A 17,032-nucleotide genomic window follows, 5' to 3' on the forward strand; every position below is an offset into this window, starting at 1 on the left:
GGGCATGGCTTGCGGTGAAATAGCTTGGGAACGCTTCAAAATGACACTGCGCATCGATCGCCGCTCGCTCCTGCTCACCGGCACGCTCGGACTCGGCGCGCTTGCCATCCCCGGCTTCGCGCTGGCGCAGACGCTGGCGACGGGCTTCACCCATTCGGTGGCGAGCGGCGAGCCGGGTCCGGACACGATGCTGCTCTGGTCGCGCTACGTGCCGGCAAGTGGCGGCCCGGTGAAGGTCCGCGCGGAGATTTCGAAGACCGCGGACTTCGCCAGGATCGTCTCGGGCGGCGAGCAGATCACCGGCCCGTGGCGCGATCACACACTCAAGATCACGGTCGAGGGCCTCGAGCCGGGCACGCGCTATTTCTACCGCTTCGTCGCGCCCGACGGCAGCTTCTCGCCGGTTGGCGAGACCAGGACGCTGCCGACGGGCAATGTGGGCAAATACGGCATCGCCGTCTTTTCCTGCTCGAACATGCCCTTCGGCTTCTTCAACGCCTATGGCCATGCGGCTACCCGTGCGGACATAGACCTGTGGGTCCATCTCGGCGACTATCTCTACGAATATGCCAAGGGCGGCTATGCGCCGGCCGACGGCGCGGTCGACAATCGCTGGCCCGAGCCCGCGACCGAGATGATCCATCTCGCCGACTATCGCCTGCGCTATGCCAGCTATCGCAGCGATCCCGATCTGCAGGAGCTGCACCGCGTCAAGCCGATGCTCGTCCAGATGGACGATCACGAGAGCGCCAATAACAGCCGCGAGATGAGCGCGCAGAACAATCAGCCGGGCGAGGCCGACTGGAACGATCGCAAGGCGGCGGCGATGCAGGCGTTCAAGGAATGGATGCCCGTCTCCGAAACGCCCTGGGGCAGCTACGATATCGGCGGCCTCGCCACGCTGTTCCGCACCGAAAGCCGCCTCCTCTATCGCAGCGACGAACCCGAGCTCGGCGCGATCCTCCGCTCGGCCGATGCGCAGAAGGCGCTGATCGAATTCCGCGACGGCGCGCTCCAGGATCCGGCCCGCACCATGCTCGGCACCGAGCAGGAGGCCTGGCTTGGCCATGCGCTGAAGAAGTCGGTGCGCGCCGGGCAGAAGTGGCAGGTCGTCGGCTTCGGTACGATCATGGGCAAGCAGCGCATGCCCGAACAGGCGGGCGACTGGCTCAGGCCCGATGCCTCGGCCGGCACCAGGGCCTATGTTCAGTCGGGCGTGATGGCGAGCAAGCTCGGCCTGCCGTCGGATCTCGACAATTGGGGCGGCTTCCCGGCGGCGCGCGCGCGCTTCCTCAAATCGGCCCAGGCGGCCGGCGCCAATCTGCTCGTCCTGTGCGGCGACAGTCACAATGCCTGGGCGTTCGATCTCGGCCAGGACGGCAAGCCCGCCGGCGTCGAGTTCGCCGGGCACAGCGTCACCTCGCCGGGCTATGAGAAGTCGGTGGCAGTCGATCCCAGGATCGTCGCCGCCGGCCTGGTTGCCGCCAATCCCGAGCTGAAATGGTGCGACACCAGCCGCCGCGGCTACATGGCGCTCACCCTCACTCCGGAAAAGGCGAGCAACGACTGGGTGATGATGGACACGATCACCGAGCGCTCGCTCAAGGCCAGCGTGGGCCACACGGCGACGGTGGCGCGTGGGCGGAATGTGATGGCGTAACTTTTCTTCTCCCTCTCCCCATCGGGGAGAGGGTCGGGGAGAGGGGCAGTGTGTCTTTGAATCGTGAGCGTTGGGAGGGGTGGCACAGTTCTGCCCCTCTCCCAACCCTCTCCCCGATGGGGAGAGGGCTATAGGAGCATCGTCACCGCCAGAATAATCGCCCCGCCAACCAGCGCGCCCGCGATCCAGCCGGCACCCGCCCGGATCGCCGCAGCCGTCGCCGCATCGCCAACCGGCTCCGCCTCGATCCGCCGGATCGCGGCGCGCACCAGCCGCGGCGCATCGTCGCCCAGACCTGCCAGCGTCCAGGCGAGCATGCCGCCGCTCGCCGCCAGCCGGCCTGGCGCGAACCGCTCCGCCACCAGCCGCGCCTGCGCCCGGCGGATCGCGCCCGACAGGTCGAAGCCCGGCGCGATCCGCGCCAGTACCCCGTCCATCGTCACGAACGCCTTGAACACCAGCAGCAGGTCGGGCGGCATCACCAGCCCTTCCTCGCGCAGCAGCCGCAGGAAGTCGGGCACCATCTCGGCCATCACGATCCGCCCGCCGCCATGGCGCTGGACGATCTGCTCGGCGGCGCGGTCGATCGTGCGGCGGGGCACGCCGTGCCCCTCGGACCATAAAGCCAGCGTCTCGGCCAGCGCGCGCGGATTGCCGGTGGCGAGCGACATCACGAAGCCCAGGAATTCCTCGCGCCGCCCCGGCCCGACATGGCCGATCGATCCCAGGTCGAGCAGCGCCAGCCGGTTGCCGGGCAGGCAGAGCAGATTGCCGGGATGGGGATCGCCGTGGAAGCGGCCATGGATCAGCACCATCTCGATGACGAGATCGGCGCCCAGCTCGGCGATCGCCTGCGGATCGATGCCGCGCGCCTCCAGCGCTTGCGGCGAGAGCGGCTTCACGCCGTCGACATAGTCCATCACCAGCAAGGTCTCGCTGGTCCAGTCCCAATGGATTTCGGGCACCACCGCGCCCGGCTGGCCGGCCAAGTCGGCGCGGATGCGATCGGCGTTGCGGCCCTCCTGGGTGAAGTCGAGCTCCTCGAGCATGGCCTGGCGGAGCTGCCGGGCAAGTGCGACCGGCTCGAAGCGCCGCGCCTCGGCGCTGCTCCGCTCGACCAGGGCCGCCAGCTCGGCGATCAGCCGCATATCGGCTTCCATCGCCTTGCGGATCCCCGGTCGGCGGACCTTGAGCACCACCTCGCGCCCGTCCTTCAATTGCGCGCGGTGGACCTGCGCCATCGATGCGGCGGCGAGCGGGGCGGGATCGAAGCGGGCGAAGGCGGCTTCAGGCGGCTCGCCCAGCGCCTCCTCCACCGCGCCGCGGATCGTCTCGAAGTCGAGCGTCGGCGCGTCGCTGTGGAGCTGCTCCAGCTCGGCGATCCACTCGGGCGGGAGCAGGTCGCCGCGCGTCGCCAGGATCTGGCCGATCTTGACGAAGCTCGGCCCCAGCGCCTCGAGCGCCAGCCTTGTGCGGCGAGGCAGCGGCAGGTCGCCTTCGGGCGCGTCGCCTTCGCTGGCCAGGCCCAATCGGGCAAGCAGCACCCCCAGCCCGAAGCGGGTGGCGACGCCGGCGATCTCGCGCACCCGCTGCTGGTCGCGGGCAGTGGCGGCAATCAGCTTGATCATGCCCCGCCAACGCCGGCGGGACAGGAACGCTCCCGCTAGGCGGCGCGGCTTTCGAGCGTCAGCAGATATTCCTTCGCCGCCAGCCCGCCCGCAAAGCCGGTGAGCTTGCCTGTCGATCCGATCACCCGGTGGCAGGGCGCGACGATCGAGATCGGGTTGCGGCCATTGGCGGCGCCCACCGCACGCGCGGCCTTGGGCCGGCCGAGCTTCTCGGCGATCTCGCCATAGGAGCGCGTCTCGCCGAACGGGATGGCGAGCAGCTCGGCCCACACCGACTTCTGGAAATCGGTGCCACGGAAATCGAGCGGCAGGTCGAATGCGGTGCGGGCGCCGTCGAAATACTCCCGCAGCTGCGCCTCGGCGGCCTCGAGCACCGGGTGCCCGGCATCTTCCGTGGTGGCATCCAGCTTCACGCGATCGGGCGAGTCATTCTCCCACAGGATCGCGACGATCCCCGTGCCGCTCGCAACGAGGGTGAGTTCGCCGACGGGCGAGGCAATGGTCTTGGTCGACAGGGTCATGGCTGGTCTCCTTGACCCTGATATGCGCGCAGCGGCGGCCAGTTGCTTCCTGCGCCTTGCGGCCAAAGCAAAACCAAATCCTCCCCCGGAGGGGGAGGGGGACCAGCGAAGCTGGTGGAGGGGGCTCGCCACGGGCGATACCGCTTGGGGCGTGCCCTCTCCACCACCGCCTTCGGCGGCGGTCCCCCTCTCCCTCCGGGAGAGGATTGAGGGGTCAGTCCAGCGACTTCGACGCCTGCTCGAACATGTCCTTGCTCAGCCCCGGCGTCGCGACGATCCGCTCCAGCTCGGCGCGCATCTTGGTCGCGCGGGCGAGGTCGAAGCGCTTCCAGCGGCCGAGCGGCGGCACCAGCTTGGCGGCGGTCTGCGGGTTGAGCCGGTCGAGCGCGATCAGCTGGTCGGCGACGAAGCGATAGCCCCGGCCCGAGATGTCGTGGAACGCGCGCTGGTTGACGCTGAACGCGCCGATCAGCGCCCGCGCGCGGTTCGGATTGGCCAGGGTGAAGTCCTTGTGCCCGGCCAGCGCCTCGACCGCGGCGGCGGCATCGTCGCGCGACGACAGCGCCTGGGTCTGGAACCATTTGTCGAGCACCAGCGCATTGCCCTGGTAGCGCTGGTAAAAGGCCTGGAGCGCCGCCTCGCGCTTTTCCGAGCTGCCGTTGACCAGCGTGGTCAGCGCGCCCTGGCGATCGGTCATGTTGTCCGCCGCCTCGAACTGGCCATAGGCGAGCTCGGCCGCGTCCGCCGCGCCGCTGGCAGCGATATAGCCGAGCGCCACCGTCTTCACCCGCCGCGCGCCCTTGGCGGCCGGCGAATATTCGAAGCGGTTGGCCTGCGCCCCGTCATAGGCCGCGCGCCATTCGGCTTCGAGCGCCTTGCCCAGGTCGGCGCGTAGCGCCTCGCGTGCCGCGAAGATACCGTCGGGATCGACGATCGCCATCTGGTCGCCGACGAAGCTGTCCGAAGGGAGCAGCACCGCCTCGGCGACGAACGCCTTGTCGAGCGCGGCGTCGAGCAGCGTGCCGCGCACCGCCTCGATCACGGCGTCATGCTCGCCCTTGCCGCTGTTCACTGCGGCGACCAGCGTATCGAGCATCAGCTGCTGCATCGCCTCGTAACGGGCGAAGGGATCGTCGTCATGCGCCGAGAGGAAGGCGAGGTCCTTCGCCGTGCGGTTGGTCTCGACCACCACCGGCGCCGAGAAGCCGCGGTTGATCGACAGCACCGGCGTTTCGGAAAGGTTCTCGAACACGATCTCCTGCGCCGCGTCCTTCAGGAGGACGAGCTGCTCCTCGCACATCGGCCGCCCGGTGATCCCGCCGAACAGCTTGAGCTTGAGCGGCAGCACCATCGGCTCCTTGACCGGCTGGCCCGGCGTCGGCGGCACGGCCTGGGCGAGCTTGAGGCGGGCGCGGCCGCCTTCCTGGGTCAGGTTGGCGGTGACGCGCGGCGTGCCCGCCTGGCTGTACCAGCGGCGGAACTGGGTGAGGTCGACGCCGCCCGCCTCTTCCATGCAGCGCACGAAATCCTCGCAGGTGGCGGCGGTGCCGTCGAACCGGTCGAAATAGAGGTCGGTCGCGGCGCGGAATTTCTGCGGGCCGAGGATGGTCGACATCATCCGGATCACTTCGGCGCCCTTGTTGTAGATGGTCGCCGTGTAGAAGTTCGAGATCTCGATATATTCGTCGGGGCGCACCGGGTGTGCGAGCGGGCCGGCATCCTCGGGGAACTGGCTGGCGCGCAGGCCGCGCACGTCCTCGATCCGCTTGACCGCCTTCGAGCCCTGGTCGCCCGAGAAGCTCTGGTCGCGGAAGACGGTGAAGCCTTCCTTCAGGCTGAGCTGGAACCAGTCGCGGCAGGTGACGCGGTTGCCCGACCAGTTGTGGAAATATTCGTGCGCGACCACCGCGGCGATCGCGTCATAGTCGTAATCGGTCGCGGTATCGGGATCGGCGAGGATGTAGCGGCTGTTGAAGACGTTCAGCCCCTTGTTCTCCATCGCGCCGAAATTGAAGTCGTCCACCGCGACGATGTTGAACACATCGAGATCATATTCGCGGCCATAGACGGTCTCGTCCCAGGCCATCGACAGCTTGAGCGCGTGCAGCGCGTGATCGGTCTTGGGCAGGTCGGCGGCGCGCACCCAGATGCCCAGCTCGACCGTGCGGCCGTTCATCGTGGTGAAGCTGCCCTTGTTCGCCACCAGGTCGCCGGCAACCAGCGCGAACAGATAGCTCGGCTTGGGGAAGGGATCGTGCCATTCGGCCCAGTGGCGACCGCCCTCGGCATCGCCCCCCTCACAATCTCCTTGGGCGATCGGATCGCCATTGGCGAGCAGCACCGGGAAGCGCGCCTTGTCGGCGGTCATCTTCACCTTGTACTTCGACAGCACGTCGGGCCGGTCGGGGAAGAAGGTGATGCGGCGGAAGCCCTCGGCCTCGCACTGGGTGCAGAGCATGCCCGAGGAGGCATAGAGCCCCTGGAGCTGGGTGTTGCGCTCGGGCGCGATCGTCACGACCGTCTCGATTGTGTGCGCGTTGCCGCTCAGCGGGATCACCAGGTCGGGGCCGTCCATCGTCCAGCCCTGCGCTTCGGCACCGTCGACCAGCACGGCTTCCGCCGCCAGCCCGTCGCCGTTGAGCACCAGCGGCCGGTCATGCGTGCCGTTGCGCTCCACCTTCAGCACCGTGCGCACCCGGGTCGCGGTCGGATCGAGGTCGAAGTCCATCGCGATCTCGGGGATCATCCAGTCGGGCGCGCGATAATCCTCGCGGCGAATGATCTGCGGGGCCTGCGGTGCGGTGCGTGCGTCTGCCATGATGTCCCCGGATATAGGCGCAAGCGCGCACGCCGCCACCTCGAAAATCTGCCGGCTTGCGCCTGCGCCAAGCCGTGCTACCGAAGCGACATACCGAGATACGACCGAGAGGTTCCCCCCGACATGATCCGCAACACCACGCCGCTGGCCCTCGCGCTGATGCTGGCGATACCCGCCTATGCCCAGACGGCAGCGCCCGCTCCCGCCCCCGTTCCCAGCGCCGCCGAGCGCAACGCGATCGTCAATGCCGAGCTGCCCGCCGACCAGGCCGCGCTCAAGAGCCATGTGATGTTCCTCGCATCGGACGCGATGAAGGGCCGCGAGGCCGGCAGCCCGGAATTCAACATCGCCGCGCAATATGTCGCGTCGCAATTCTATGCCGCGGGGCTCAAGCCGGCCGGCGATGACGGCGGCTATCTGCAGGGCGTGCCGCTGGTGAACTACAAGCTCGAAGCGCCGGGCACGATGGCAGTGACGCGCAGGAAGGGCCAGCCGGTCGCGCTCGAGTTCGGCAAGGACTTCATCTCCTCGCCCAATCCCGAAACGCCCAACTACACCGTCACCGCGCCGGTGGTGTTCGTCGGCTACGGCATCGTCGGCGAAGGCCGTGACGACTATAAGGGCGTCAACGTGAAGGGTAAGGTCGTCGCCTTCTTCGGCGGCGCGCCCGAGAGCATGCCCAGCGAAGTCGGCGCGCATTTCTCCGGCGCCGGCGCCAAGTCGGAGATCGCCGCCCGGCACGGCGCGATCGGCTATATCACGCTCGAATCGCCGCGCACCGCCAAGCAGCGCCCCTTCGCGGTCCTCGCCAATTTCGCCACCCGCGCGCGCTTCACCTGGGGCAATGCCGACGGCACCGGCCACATCACCGCGCCCGGCGTGCCTTCGCTCGGCACGGTGAGCATGGCGGGCGGCGCCAGGCTGTTCGACGGCGCCCGGCAGAAGTGGGAGGCGGTGCTCAAGGCCGCCGAGGCCGACAATGCCGTGTTCAAGGCCGAAGCGCTGGCGACCAGCGTCACCGTCGCCGCCAAGACCGCGCTCACCCCGGTGCAGAGCTACAATGTCGCCGGGCTGATTCCGGGCAGCGATCCGACGCTGTCGAAGGAAGTCGTCGTCCTCTCGGCGCATCTCGATCACATCGGCGTCGGCCGTCCGGACAAGACCGGCGACACGATCAACAACGGCGCGCTCGATGACGCGGTCGGCATCGCCTCGCTGATCGAGGAGGCCAAGCGCTTCAAGACGGCGGGCACCAAGCCGCGCCGCTCGATCCTGTTCCTCGCGGTGACTGCCGAGGAGAAGGGCCTGATCGGCTCGGACTATTTCGCCAACCACCCGACCGTGCCGGCAGAGAACATCGTCGCCGACGTCAATCTCGACATGCCGATCATCACCTACAAGTTCCAGGATATCGTCGTGTACGGCGCCGGCCATTCGACGCTGGGCCCGATCGTCGAGCGCGCCGGCAAGGCGATCGGCGTGCCGCTGTCGGACGATCCGCTGCCCGGCGAGAACATCTTCGTCCGCTCGGACCACTATAATTTCGTCCGCAAGGGCGTGCCGTCGGTCTTCCTGTGGCCGGGTGCCGGCGGTCCGGGCCGCGCGGCGATCGATGACTTCATGAAGAACCATTATCACCAGCCCTCGGACGAGGTCGGCCAGCTGCCGGCGATCGACTGGGAATCGGGCGTGCGCTTCGTCGACGTCAACTATCGCATCGCCCGCGAGATCGCCGATGGCGATCAGCGCCCGGTGTGGAACAAGGGCGATTTCTTCGGCCTCACCTATAACGGCCCGGGGGCGAAGTGAGCATGAAGCGCGCACTGCTCCTCGCCGCCACGCTGCTGGCGGCGACTCCCGCCCTTGCCCAGGATCTGGGCAAGGATGAAGCGGCGCTCAAGGCGCATGTCCAGTTCCTCGCCTCCGATGCGATGAAGGGCCGTGACACCGGCTCGCCGGAACTGACCATCGCCGAGCAATATGTCGCCGCGCAGATGCTGGCGGCCGGGCTCAAGCCGGCGGGCGTGGGCGGAGGCTGGCTCCAGCCGGTGCCGCTCGTCGCCTACAAGTCGGCCGATCACGGCAGCCTGTCGTTCACCCGCGGCGGCGTCGAGACTGCGCTCGTCTGGGGCAAGGACTATGTCGCCCGCGCGGTGCCGTCCAATCCCAAGGTCGCGGTGTCGGGGCCCGTCGTCTTCGCCGGCTATGGCAGCGAGGGCGAGTATAAGGGGCTGAACGCCAGGGGCGCGATCGTCGCGGTGCTGCGCGATTCGCCGCACGACCAGCCGAGCGACATCCGCGCGCATTCGTCGCAGCCCGATCAGCAGGCGGCGGTCGCCGCCCGCCACGGTGCGATCGGGGTGATCCTGATCGAGGGCAATGCCCGCCACGCGATCTTCCCGTTCGCGGCGAGCGTCGGCTATGCCCAGAGCGAGTCGATGACCTGGCAGGGTTCGGATGCCGGCGCCGGCGCGCCGCCCTTCGCCTATATCGGCTTCGATGGCGCGGCCAGGCTGTTCGCCGGTTCGAAGATCCGGTGGGACGCGGTGCTCGCCGCCGACAAGGCGGACAGGAAGCTGCCCACCGGCCCGCTCGGCGCCACCGTCACCGGCACCGCCAACACCGCGATCCGTACGCTCACCGCCAACAATGTCGCCGGCGTGCTGCCGGGCACTGACAAGGCGGGCGAATATGTCGTGATCTCCGCGCATCTCGATCATGTCGGCGTCGGCCGGCCCGATGCGAAGGGCGACACGATCTACAATGGCGCGATGGACAATGCCGTCGGCACCGCCTCGATGCTCGAAGTGGCGAAGCGCTTCCAGGCGGCGGGCAAGGCGCCGCGCCGCTCGATCCTGTTCGTCGCGGTGACGGCGGAGGAAAAGGGCCTGGTCGGCTCCGAATATTTCGCGGCCAATCCCACGGTGCCCAAGGGTTCGATCGTCGCCGACGTCAATCTCGACATGCCGATCCTCACCTATGATTTCGTCGATCTCGTCGCGTACGGCGCGGATCGCAGCACGGTGGGCAGGATCGTCGAGCAGGCGGCGGCGGCCGAGGGCGTCAAGCTCGTCCCCGATCCCGCGCCGGAGGAAGCGAGCTTCGTCCGCTCGGATCACTACAGTTTCGTCAAGGCGGGTATTCCCGCGGTCTCGCTCGATCTCGGGCCGGGCGGCGCGGGGGCGGCCGCCTCGAAGGAGTTTCTCGACAAGCACTACCACCAGCCTTCGGACGAGATCGGCCTGATCGACTGGAAGCAGGGGCTGCGCTTCGTCGGGCTCAACTATGCGATCGCCCGCGCCATTGCCGATGCCGAGGATCGGCCGGTGTGGAACAAGGGCGACTTCTTCGGCACGCTGTACAAGGGGCCGATGGCCAAATGATCCTGCGCCGCTTCCTCCTCGCCGCCGCGCTGCTCGCGGCGCCGCTCGCCCAGGCGCAGATGGCGCCCCAGCCGCTCCCGCCCGAGCAGGCGGCGCTGAAGAGCCATGTCCAGTTCCTCGCCTCCGATGTCCTGCGCGGGCGCGAGGCGGGGACGCGCGACTATGACGTGGCGGCCGAATATGTCGCCTCGGAGATGCTCCGGCTCGGGCTGCAGCCCGGCGCCGAGGGCGGCAGCTGGTTCCAGCCGTTCAAGCTGATCGGCTACAAGCCGGCGGAGAAGGCCAAGTGGAGCCTGGTGCGTGGCGGCACCGAGATCCCGCTCCAGTTCGGCATCGATTTCGCCAACACGCCGGCGCCCGCCACGCCCGATTTCAAGGCGGAAGGCGGCGTGGTGTTCGCCGGCTACGGGATCGTCTATCCCGAGGGGAAACGCGACGACTACAAGGGGCTCGACGTGAAGGGCAAGATCGTCGCGATCCTGCCCGGCGTTCCCAAGGGTTTGCCCAATGAAGTCGAGGCGCATTTCGGCGATGACGACCAGAAGGCGCTGATTGCCCAGAAAAAGGGTGCGGTCGCGGTGATCGTGATCGAATCGCTGGCGCAGCGCGAACAATTCCCCTTCGAGACCTTCGCCAGCTATTACGACTATGAGCGCAGCGGCTGGGCGCGGCCCGACGGCACTGCCTTCGCGCTTGCCCCAGGCGCGCCGGCGATCGGCTATGTCGGCCCGGCCGGCGCCGAGAAGCTGTTCCAGGGCGCGAAGATCAAATGGGCGGACGTACTCGCCGCGCAGCGCAAGGACGGGCGTATCCCCACCGGCGCGCTGGTCGGCACGCTGAAGGTCGCCAGCAAGACGCGGATCGTCGCGCAGACCACCCGCAGCGTGGTCGGGCTGATCCCCGGCAGCGATCCTGCGCTCAAGGACCAGTATGTCGTCCTGTCCGCGCATCTCGATCATGTCGGGATCGGCGATCCGGTGAACGGCGATCGCATCTACAACGGCGCAATGGACAATGCGATCGGCGTCTCGACGATGCTCGAAGTCGCGCGCAAGTTCATCGAATCGGGCGAGAAGCCGAAGCGCTCGATGCTGTTCGTGGCGCTGGCGGCGGAGGAGAAGGGGCTGATCGGCTCGGACTATTTCGCCCATTATCCGCCGGTGCCGAAGGACCGGCTGGTGGCGGACGTCAACATGGACATGCCGATCCTCACCTATCCGCTGGTCGATCTGGTGGCATTGGGCGGCGAGCGCTCGAGCCTCGGCCCGGTGATCGCCGCGGCGGCAGCGGGCGAGGGGCTCCAGGTCGTCCCCGATCCGGCGCCCGAGGAGATGTTCTTCGTCCGCTCGGATCACTACAGCTTCGTCAAGTCGGGCATCCCGGCGGTGTCGCTCGATACCGGGCCGGGCGGGCAGGGCGCCGAGGCGCAGAAGAAGTTCCTCGCCGAGAATTACCACAAGCCCTCGGACCAGATCGACCTGCCGTTCGACTGGGCGTCGGCGGCGAAGTACATGCGGGTGAACTATGCCGTCGCCCGTGCCCTCACCGATGCCCCCGATCGCCCGCGCTGGAACAAGGGCGATTTCTTCGGGGTGCAGTTCGGAGGCTATGGGGCGGAGTAAAATCCTCCCCCTCCGGGGGAGGAATTAGGGAATGCGCCTGCTGATCTTCGGCCCCGGCTACACCGCCAGCCATCTGATCGCCCGGCTGGCCGATCGCGCCGTCATCGCCACCGTCACTCGCGAAACCTTCGAAGATCGCAGCCGTACCGGCTTCGAGATCGTGACGGCTACGCACATCCTCTCCACTGTCCCGCCCGGCGAGGAAGACCCGGTCCTTGCCGCCTATAAGGACGAGATCGCGTATTCGGGTGCCTGGATCGGCTATCTCTCCTCGACCGGCGTCTATGGCGACACTGGCGGCGCCTGGGTCGACGAGACCGCACCCACCGGCACCGGCCGCCGCACCGCGCGCAGCGCCGCCGATGCCGCCTGGCTGGCGCTGCCCGGCGCGCGCGTGTTCCGCCTGCCCGGCATCTATGGTCCCGGCCGCTCGCCGCTCGATCGCATCCGCGCCGGTGCCGCCACCCGGATCGATCTGCCCGGCCAGGTCTTCAGCCGCGTCCATGTCGACGACATCGTCTCGGGCGTGGTCGCCGGGTTCGACGGCCCGCCGGGCGCCTACAATCTTGCCGACGACCTGCCCGCCCCGCAGAGCGACGTCATCGCCTATGGCTGCACCTTGCTCGGCCTGCCCGTGCCGCCGCTGCTCGCGCTCGAAGAAGCGAACCTCGGCCCCAAGGCCCGCGCCTTCTATGCCGAGAACCGCCGGATCGCGAACGGCAAGGCGAAGCGCGTGCTGGGCTGGCGCCCGCTTTATGCCGATTACCGGTTGGGCCTGCGCGCCTTGAGCGCCACCACCAGCCCGGCGACCACCAGCACCGCGCCGCCCGCCGCCAGCACCGACCAGCGATAGCCTTCGAACAGCGTCGAGAAGAGCATCGCGATCACCGGGATAAGCACACTGGTATAGGCGGCCTTGGCCGGCCCGATCGCGCGGATCAGCTGGAAATAGATGCTGAAGGTCACCGCCGATCCCAGCACGCCGAGATAGAGGATACCCCCGGCATAGCTCGGGCGCGCGTCGAACACCGGCGCCCCCACCGTCGCCAGTGCAAAGGCGGCGTCGATCGCCGCGCCGCTCAGCATCGCCCAGCCGAGCATCGTCGCCATCGGATAGGCCTTGGCGGTGTTCGTCGCCTGCATCACATTGGCCACCGATGCGCACAGCACGCCCGCCAGCGCGATGCCGATGCCGAGCATCGCCGCCTGCGGCCCCACCGGGCTCAGTCGCGCCTCATGGACGAACAGCAGCGCCACGCCGGCCATCGCGATCGCCGATCCGACGATCAGCTGCCGCCCCATCCGCTGGCCCAGGAAGATCCGTGCCAGCACCGCATTGGGCACCAGCAGCAGCGCATAGACCACTGCGACCACGCCCGAGGTGATGTGCTGCTCGGCGCGATAGACGAAGTTGAAGTTGAGCACGAACTGGGCGAGCCCGAGCAGCACCGCGAAGCGCACGCCGCGTGCGTCCATGCCCAGCTTCTCGCCGCGCAGCAGCGCCCAGGCGAGCATCGTCACGCCGGCCACGGTGAAGCGATAGGTCACAGACCAGCTCGGCGGCACCACCGAAAGCTGGTCGCGGATGACGATCCAGGTCGATCCCCAGATCAGCGTGACGATCGCGAAGGGAATCAGCACCGAAAGGCGAGTGGAGCGCGGGGCGGCTTCGTTCATTCAAATCCTCCCCCGGAGGGGGAGGGGGACCGGCGAAGCCGGTGGAGGGGGTCTGCCACGAGCTGCATCGCCTGCGGCGTGCCCTCTCCACCACCGCCTTTGGCGGCGGTCCCCCTCTCCCTCCGGGAGAGGAATGTGGAGAAGCCCCTCACAGCCGCGCGATCGCGTCGGCCAGCGGCCGTATCGCATCCTCGCTCTGGTCCCAGCTGATCACCAGCCGCGCTTCGCCGACACCCCAGTCGTAGAAGTCGAAACCGAGCGCGCGCAGGCTCGCGGCTTCCTCGGCGCTCACCTTCAGGAACACTTCGTTCGCCTGCACCGGATGCACCAGCCGATCCCCCGCGGCCTGCGCCAGCAGTGCCGCACCGGCATTGGCGGCGCGCCCGTTCTTCAGCCACAGATCGCCTTCGAGCATCGCCAGGATCTGCGCGGCCAGATAGCGGCCCTTGGAGAAGAGCAGCCCGGCGCGCTTGCGGCGGATCAGCGTCGCGTCCGCCAGTTCGGGCTTGAAGAAGATCAGCGCCTCGGCGCTCATCCCCCCGTTCTTGACGAAGCCGAGGCTCAGCGCATCGACGCCCGCGCGCCAGGTCACGTCGCCCGGATGGCAGCCGAGATGCGCCACGGCATTGGCGAAGCGCGCGCCGTCCATGTGCAGCCCCAGCTTGCGCGCCTTGGCCAGTTCGCCGATCGCCGCGACTTCGTCGGGGGTATAGGCCAGGCCATATTCGGTGGCATTGGTGATCGAGATCGCGTGCGGCTGGACCTGGTGGACGTCGGGCCGGATCGGGTCGATCACCGCGCGGATCGCGTCGGGGGTCAGCTTCGATCCCTCGCCTTCGCCGATCAGCAGCTTGGCGCCGTGCGTGTAGAATTCGGGCGCGCCGCATTCGTCGACATTGATGTGCGCGTCGCGGTGGCAGACCACGCCGCCATAGGGCGGGCACAGCGCGGCCAAGGCGAGGCTGTTCGCCGCCGTGCCGGTCGGCACCCACAGCGCGCGCACCTGCGTGCCGAACAGCTCGGAAAAGGCGCCGTCGAGCGACTTGGACCATTTGTCGCCGTCATAGGCGGTATCGAGCTGGTTCACGCTTCCCAGCGCGGCAAGCACTTCGGGGCAGACGGCGGCGGCATTGTCGGAGAAGAAGCGCATGCAAGGGTCCATGCGGGGGCGGGATCATTGCGTCAACAGACTGAGCCAAAATCCTCCCCCGGAGGGGGAGGGGGACCGGCGAAGCCGGTGGAGGGGGCCAGCCCCAAGCAGCACCGCCTGCCGCATTCCCTCTCCACCACGCCCTGCGGGCGCGGTCCCCCTCTCCCTCCGGGAGAGGATCTAAGATCTAAGAGCTCACCGCTCCTCGCCGCGCCGGTCGTCCGGCCGGAAGCGATCCGGCGGCGGTGCGCCGTCGGGCGCCGGGTCGCGCCGCGGGCGGCGGTCGGCCGGGCGATCGATCGGCGCCTCGCCCTGCTCGTCGGGATCGACGCCCTCGGGCACCACCTGCGTCTCGATCCCCGTCCCCTGGATGAAGTCGCCCACGCCGTTGAGCACGTCGTCGAGCGTCACTTCATTGCCGTCGGGCTCCACCGTCGGCTCGGGCGGCGGGATTCGCAGGTCGAGCGCACGGGCCATGAAGTCGCGCCAGACGCGTGCCGGCAGGCCGCTGCCCGAAAGCCCCGGATTGGGCGAATTGTCGTCATTGCCCAGCCACACGCCGCAGACGATCCCGCCCGCATAGCCGATGAACAGCGCGTCGCGATTGTCCTGGGTGGTGCCGGTCTTGCCATAGGTCGGGATCGGCAGCGCCGCGCCGCGCCCGGTGCCGTCCTCCACCACCGTGCCGAGCAGGCTCCTGAGGTCGTCGAGCTGGCGTCCGTTGAAGCGCGTCGGCGCGCCCAGCCGCTTCGCCAGCCAGTCGCTCGCCGCCTCGTCGTCGCTCAGTCCCTGCGGCCGCACCGGATAGGAGCCGTTGGCGACCGAGGCATAGGCCGCGGTCAGCTCGAGCAGCGACACCGTGGAGGTCCCGAGCGCGATCGAGGCGTCGTCGCCGATCGGCGTGGAGATGCCCAGGTCGCGCGCCGCCTGGGTCACTGCGCGCACCCCGAACTTCTGGGTCAGCCGCGCCGCCACCACGTTCGACGATTTGGCAAAGGCCTGGCGCAGCGTGATCTGCCCGGCATAGCTGCCATGCGAATTCTCGGGCTTCCAGTCGCCGATCTGCACGGGGCTGTCGTCGACAATGCTGTCCGGGTCCATGCCGCCGCGCAGTGCCGCCAGATAGACGAACAGCTTGAAGGTCGATCCCGGCTGGCGCCGCGCCTGGGTGGCGCGGTTGAACGGGCTTTCGCCATAGCTCTTGCCGCCCACCATCGCGATCACCCGCCCATCGGGATGCATCGCCACGATCGCGATCTGCGACTTGCGCAGCCCGGCATTCTTCGCCGCGCGCTCGGCCGCCTGCTGGGCGTTGAGCTCGAGCGTGGTCTGCACCGTCTGCTCGGTGCTCACCCCGCCCGCCTGGTCGCGCGCCTGGGGCAGCACCCAGTCGGCGAAATAGGTGCCGTTGGGCAGGTCGTCCTTCGATTTGGTGACGTGGAGCACGGCGGGGCGGATCGTGTCGGCGCGTGCCTTGGTGATCAGCCCGGCATCGACCATCGATGCGATCACCAGCTTCTGCCGATCGCGCGCGCCCTTCAGATTGCCCGTCGGCGCCAGCCGGCTCGGCGCCTGCACCAGGCCGGCGAGCAGGGTCGCCTCGCTCAGGCTCAGATCCTCTGGCTCGACACTGAAATAGTGCCGCGCCGCGGCGCGCAGGCCATAGACGTTGTCGCCGAAATAGACGTTGGAGAGATAGCGCGAGAGGATCTCGTCCTTGCTCAGCCAGGCCTCCAGCCAGAAGGCGATCAGCACTTCCTGTGCCTTGCGCCCGAAGGTGCGCTGCGAGTTCAGGAACGCGTTCTTCGCCAGCTGCTGGGTGATCGTGCTGCCGCCCTGCGAGCCGCCGTCGCTCGTCACATTGTGGACGAAGGCGCGCATGATGCCGCGCGGATCGACGCCCCAATGGCTGTAGAAGCGCCGGTCCTCGATGCCGACGAACGCGTTGCGCACATGCGCGGGCAGCTTGCTCGCGTCGACCGGCTCGGCGATCACCGCACCGCGCCGCGCGATCGGCTTGCCCTCGGCCGAGAGCAGGGTGATCGAGGGAGGCGCCGGCGGCTGGAGCGACTTGGAGAGCGGTGCGGTCAGCGCCAGCCAGCCGACCGCCAGGAAGAACAGCAGGATGAATCCCGCCACCGCCCAGCTCAGGTAGCGCAGCCAGTTCCGCTTCCTGACCAGTACCGGCAGATTGGTGGTGTAGCCGCCCGCCGGCAGCGGCTCGCCATGGCCGGGCATCGATGGTGGCGGGGGAGGGGGAGGCGGCGGCGTCGCGGCGCGCCAGCGCGGGCGGATCGGCGCCTGCTGCTCGGGTGGGGGCATGCCGCCCGAAAGCTCCAGCGGCTCCTGCTTCGCCGGCCTTACCTTGCGCAGCGCCTCGCCCAGCCCTTCGCCGATCTTCTCGATCGAGGGTGGGCGCCAGGCGCGCGGCTCGGGCCTGGGCGCAGGCGGCGGCGCGGGATCGGCGTCCTCGCTAGACCGGCGCAGCGGAAAGCGGACGTTCCTGGAATCGTTGCCGTCAGCCATTCAACCGATCGTCGTTTCTGCCGCTCGCATGCCGCCTTTTAGCGCAG

At 68.6% G+C, this 17,032-nt stretch carries 11 protein-coding genes; 5 read left to right on the forward strand and 6 right to left on the reverse strand.

Annotated features, from left to right (window positions below):
• The first annotated feature begins 40 nt into the window (after nt 1-40).
• Nucleotides 41-1,660, forward strand: coding sequence for an alkaline phosphatase D family protein (locus tag P6144_RS12780; RefSeq protein WP_277768149.1), 1,620 nt, complete (start codon nt 41-43; stop codon nt 1,658-1,660).
• 128 nt (nt 1,661-1,788) lie between these two features.
• On the opposite strand, the gene P6144_RS12785 is transcribed toward P6144_RS12780, so the two are convergent.
• From P6144_RS12785 to pepN, 3 genes are all read right to left on the reverse strand, one after another.
• Complete coding sequence (locus P6144_RS12785) at nt 1,789-3,288, reverse strand: AarF/UbiB family protein (RefSeq protein ID WP_277768150.1); 1,500 nt, start codon at nt 3,286-3,288, stop codon at nt 1,789-1,791.
• Nucleotides 3,289-3,323: 35 nt separating this feature from the next.
• Nucleotides 3,324-3,809, reverse strand: coding sequence for a methylated-DNA--[protein]-cysteine S-methyltransferase (locus tag P6144_RS12790; RefSeq protein ID WP_277768151.1), 486 nt, complete (start codon nt 3,807-3,809; stop codon nt 3,324-3,326).
• 214 nt (nt 3,810-4,023) lie between these two features.
• Nucleotides 4,024-6,627, reverse strand: a complete 2,604-nt coding sequence (pepN, locus tag P6144_RS12795) for an aminopeptidase N (RefSeq protein WP_277768152.1) — start codon at nt 6,625-6,627, stop codon at nt 4,024-4,026.
• A gap of 123 nt (nt 6,628-6,750) precedes the next feature.
• Between pepN and P6144_RS12800 the strand changes: the two genes are divergently transcribed.
• The 4 genes from P6144_RS12800 to P6144_RS12815 are packed head-to-tail and all read left to right on the forward strand — an operon-like array spanning nt 6,751 to nt 12,485.
• Nucleotides 6,751-8,436, forward strand: a complete 1,686-nt coding sequence (locus P6144_RS12800; protein WP_277768153.1) for a M28 family metallopeptidase — start codon at nt 6,751-6,753, stop codon at nt 8,434-8,436.
• A gap of 2 nt (nt 8,437-8,438) precedes the next feature.
• Nucleotides 8,439-10,010 carry a M20/M25/M40 family metallo-hydrolase gene (locus P6144_RS12805; RefSeq protein ID WP_277768411.1) on the forward strand — a complete coding sequence of 524 codons (1,572 nt, stop codon included), beginning with the start codon at nt 8,439-8,441 and terminating at the stop codon, nt 10,008-10,010.
• Entirely contained in the window at nt 10,007-11,632 is a 1,626-nt protein-coding gene (locus P6144_RS12810; RefSeq protein WP_277768154.1) for a M28 family metallopeptidase, read from the forward strand. The genes P6144_RS12805 and P6144_RS12810 overlap by 4 nt, the downstream gene beginning before the upstream one ends.
• A gap of 31 nt (nt 11,633-11,663) precedes the next feature.
• A complete protein-coding gene (locus P6144_RS12815) occupies nt 11,664-12,485 on the forward strand; it encodes an NAD(P)-dependent oxidoreductase (RefSeq protein WP_277768155.1) in 822 nt (273 codons plus the stop codon).
• On the opposite strand, the gene P6144_RS12820 is transcribed toward P6144_RS12815, so the two are convergent.
• The 3 genes from P6144_RS12820 to P6144_RS12830 form a co-directional block, all read right to left on the reverse strand.
• Nucleotides 12,395-13,309 (reverse strand): EamA family transporter, encoded by a 915-nt coding sequence (locus P6144_RS12820; protein ID WP_277768156.1) that lies wholly within the window; start codon nt 13,307-13,309, stop codon nt 12,395-12,397. The genes P6144_RS12815 and P6144_RS12820 overlap by 91 nt on opposite strands.
• 148 nt (nt 13,310-13,457) lie before the next feature.
• A complete protein-coding gene (locus P6144_RS12825) occupies nt 13,458-14,459 on the reverse strand; it encodes a beta-eliminating lyase-related protein (protein WP_277768157.1) in 1,002 nt (333 codons plus the stop codon).
• A gap of 195 nt (nt 14,460-14,654) precedes the next feature.
• Nucleotides 14,655-16,985 (reverse strand): PBP1A family penicillin-binding protein, encoded by a 2,331-nt coding sequence (locus P6144_RS12830; protein ID WP_277768158.1) that lies wholly within the window; start codon nt 16,983-16,985, stop codon nt 14,655-14,657.
• Between the last annotated feature and the right edge of the window lie 47 nt (nt 16,986-17,032).

This window comes from Sphingomonas sp. HITSZ_GF, from assembly GCF_029543155.1.
In the GTDB taxonomy this organism is placed as follows: domain Bacteria; phylum Pseudomonadota; class Alphaproteobacteria; order Sphingomonadales; family Sphingomonadaceae; genus Sphingomonas.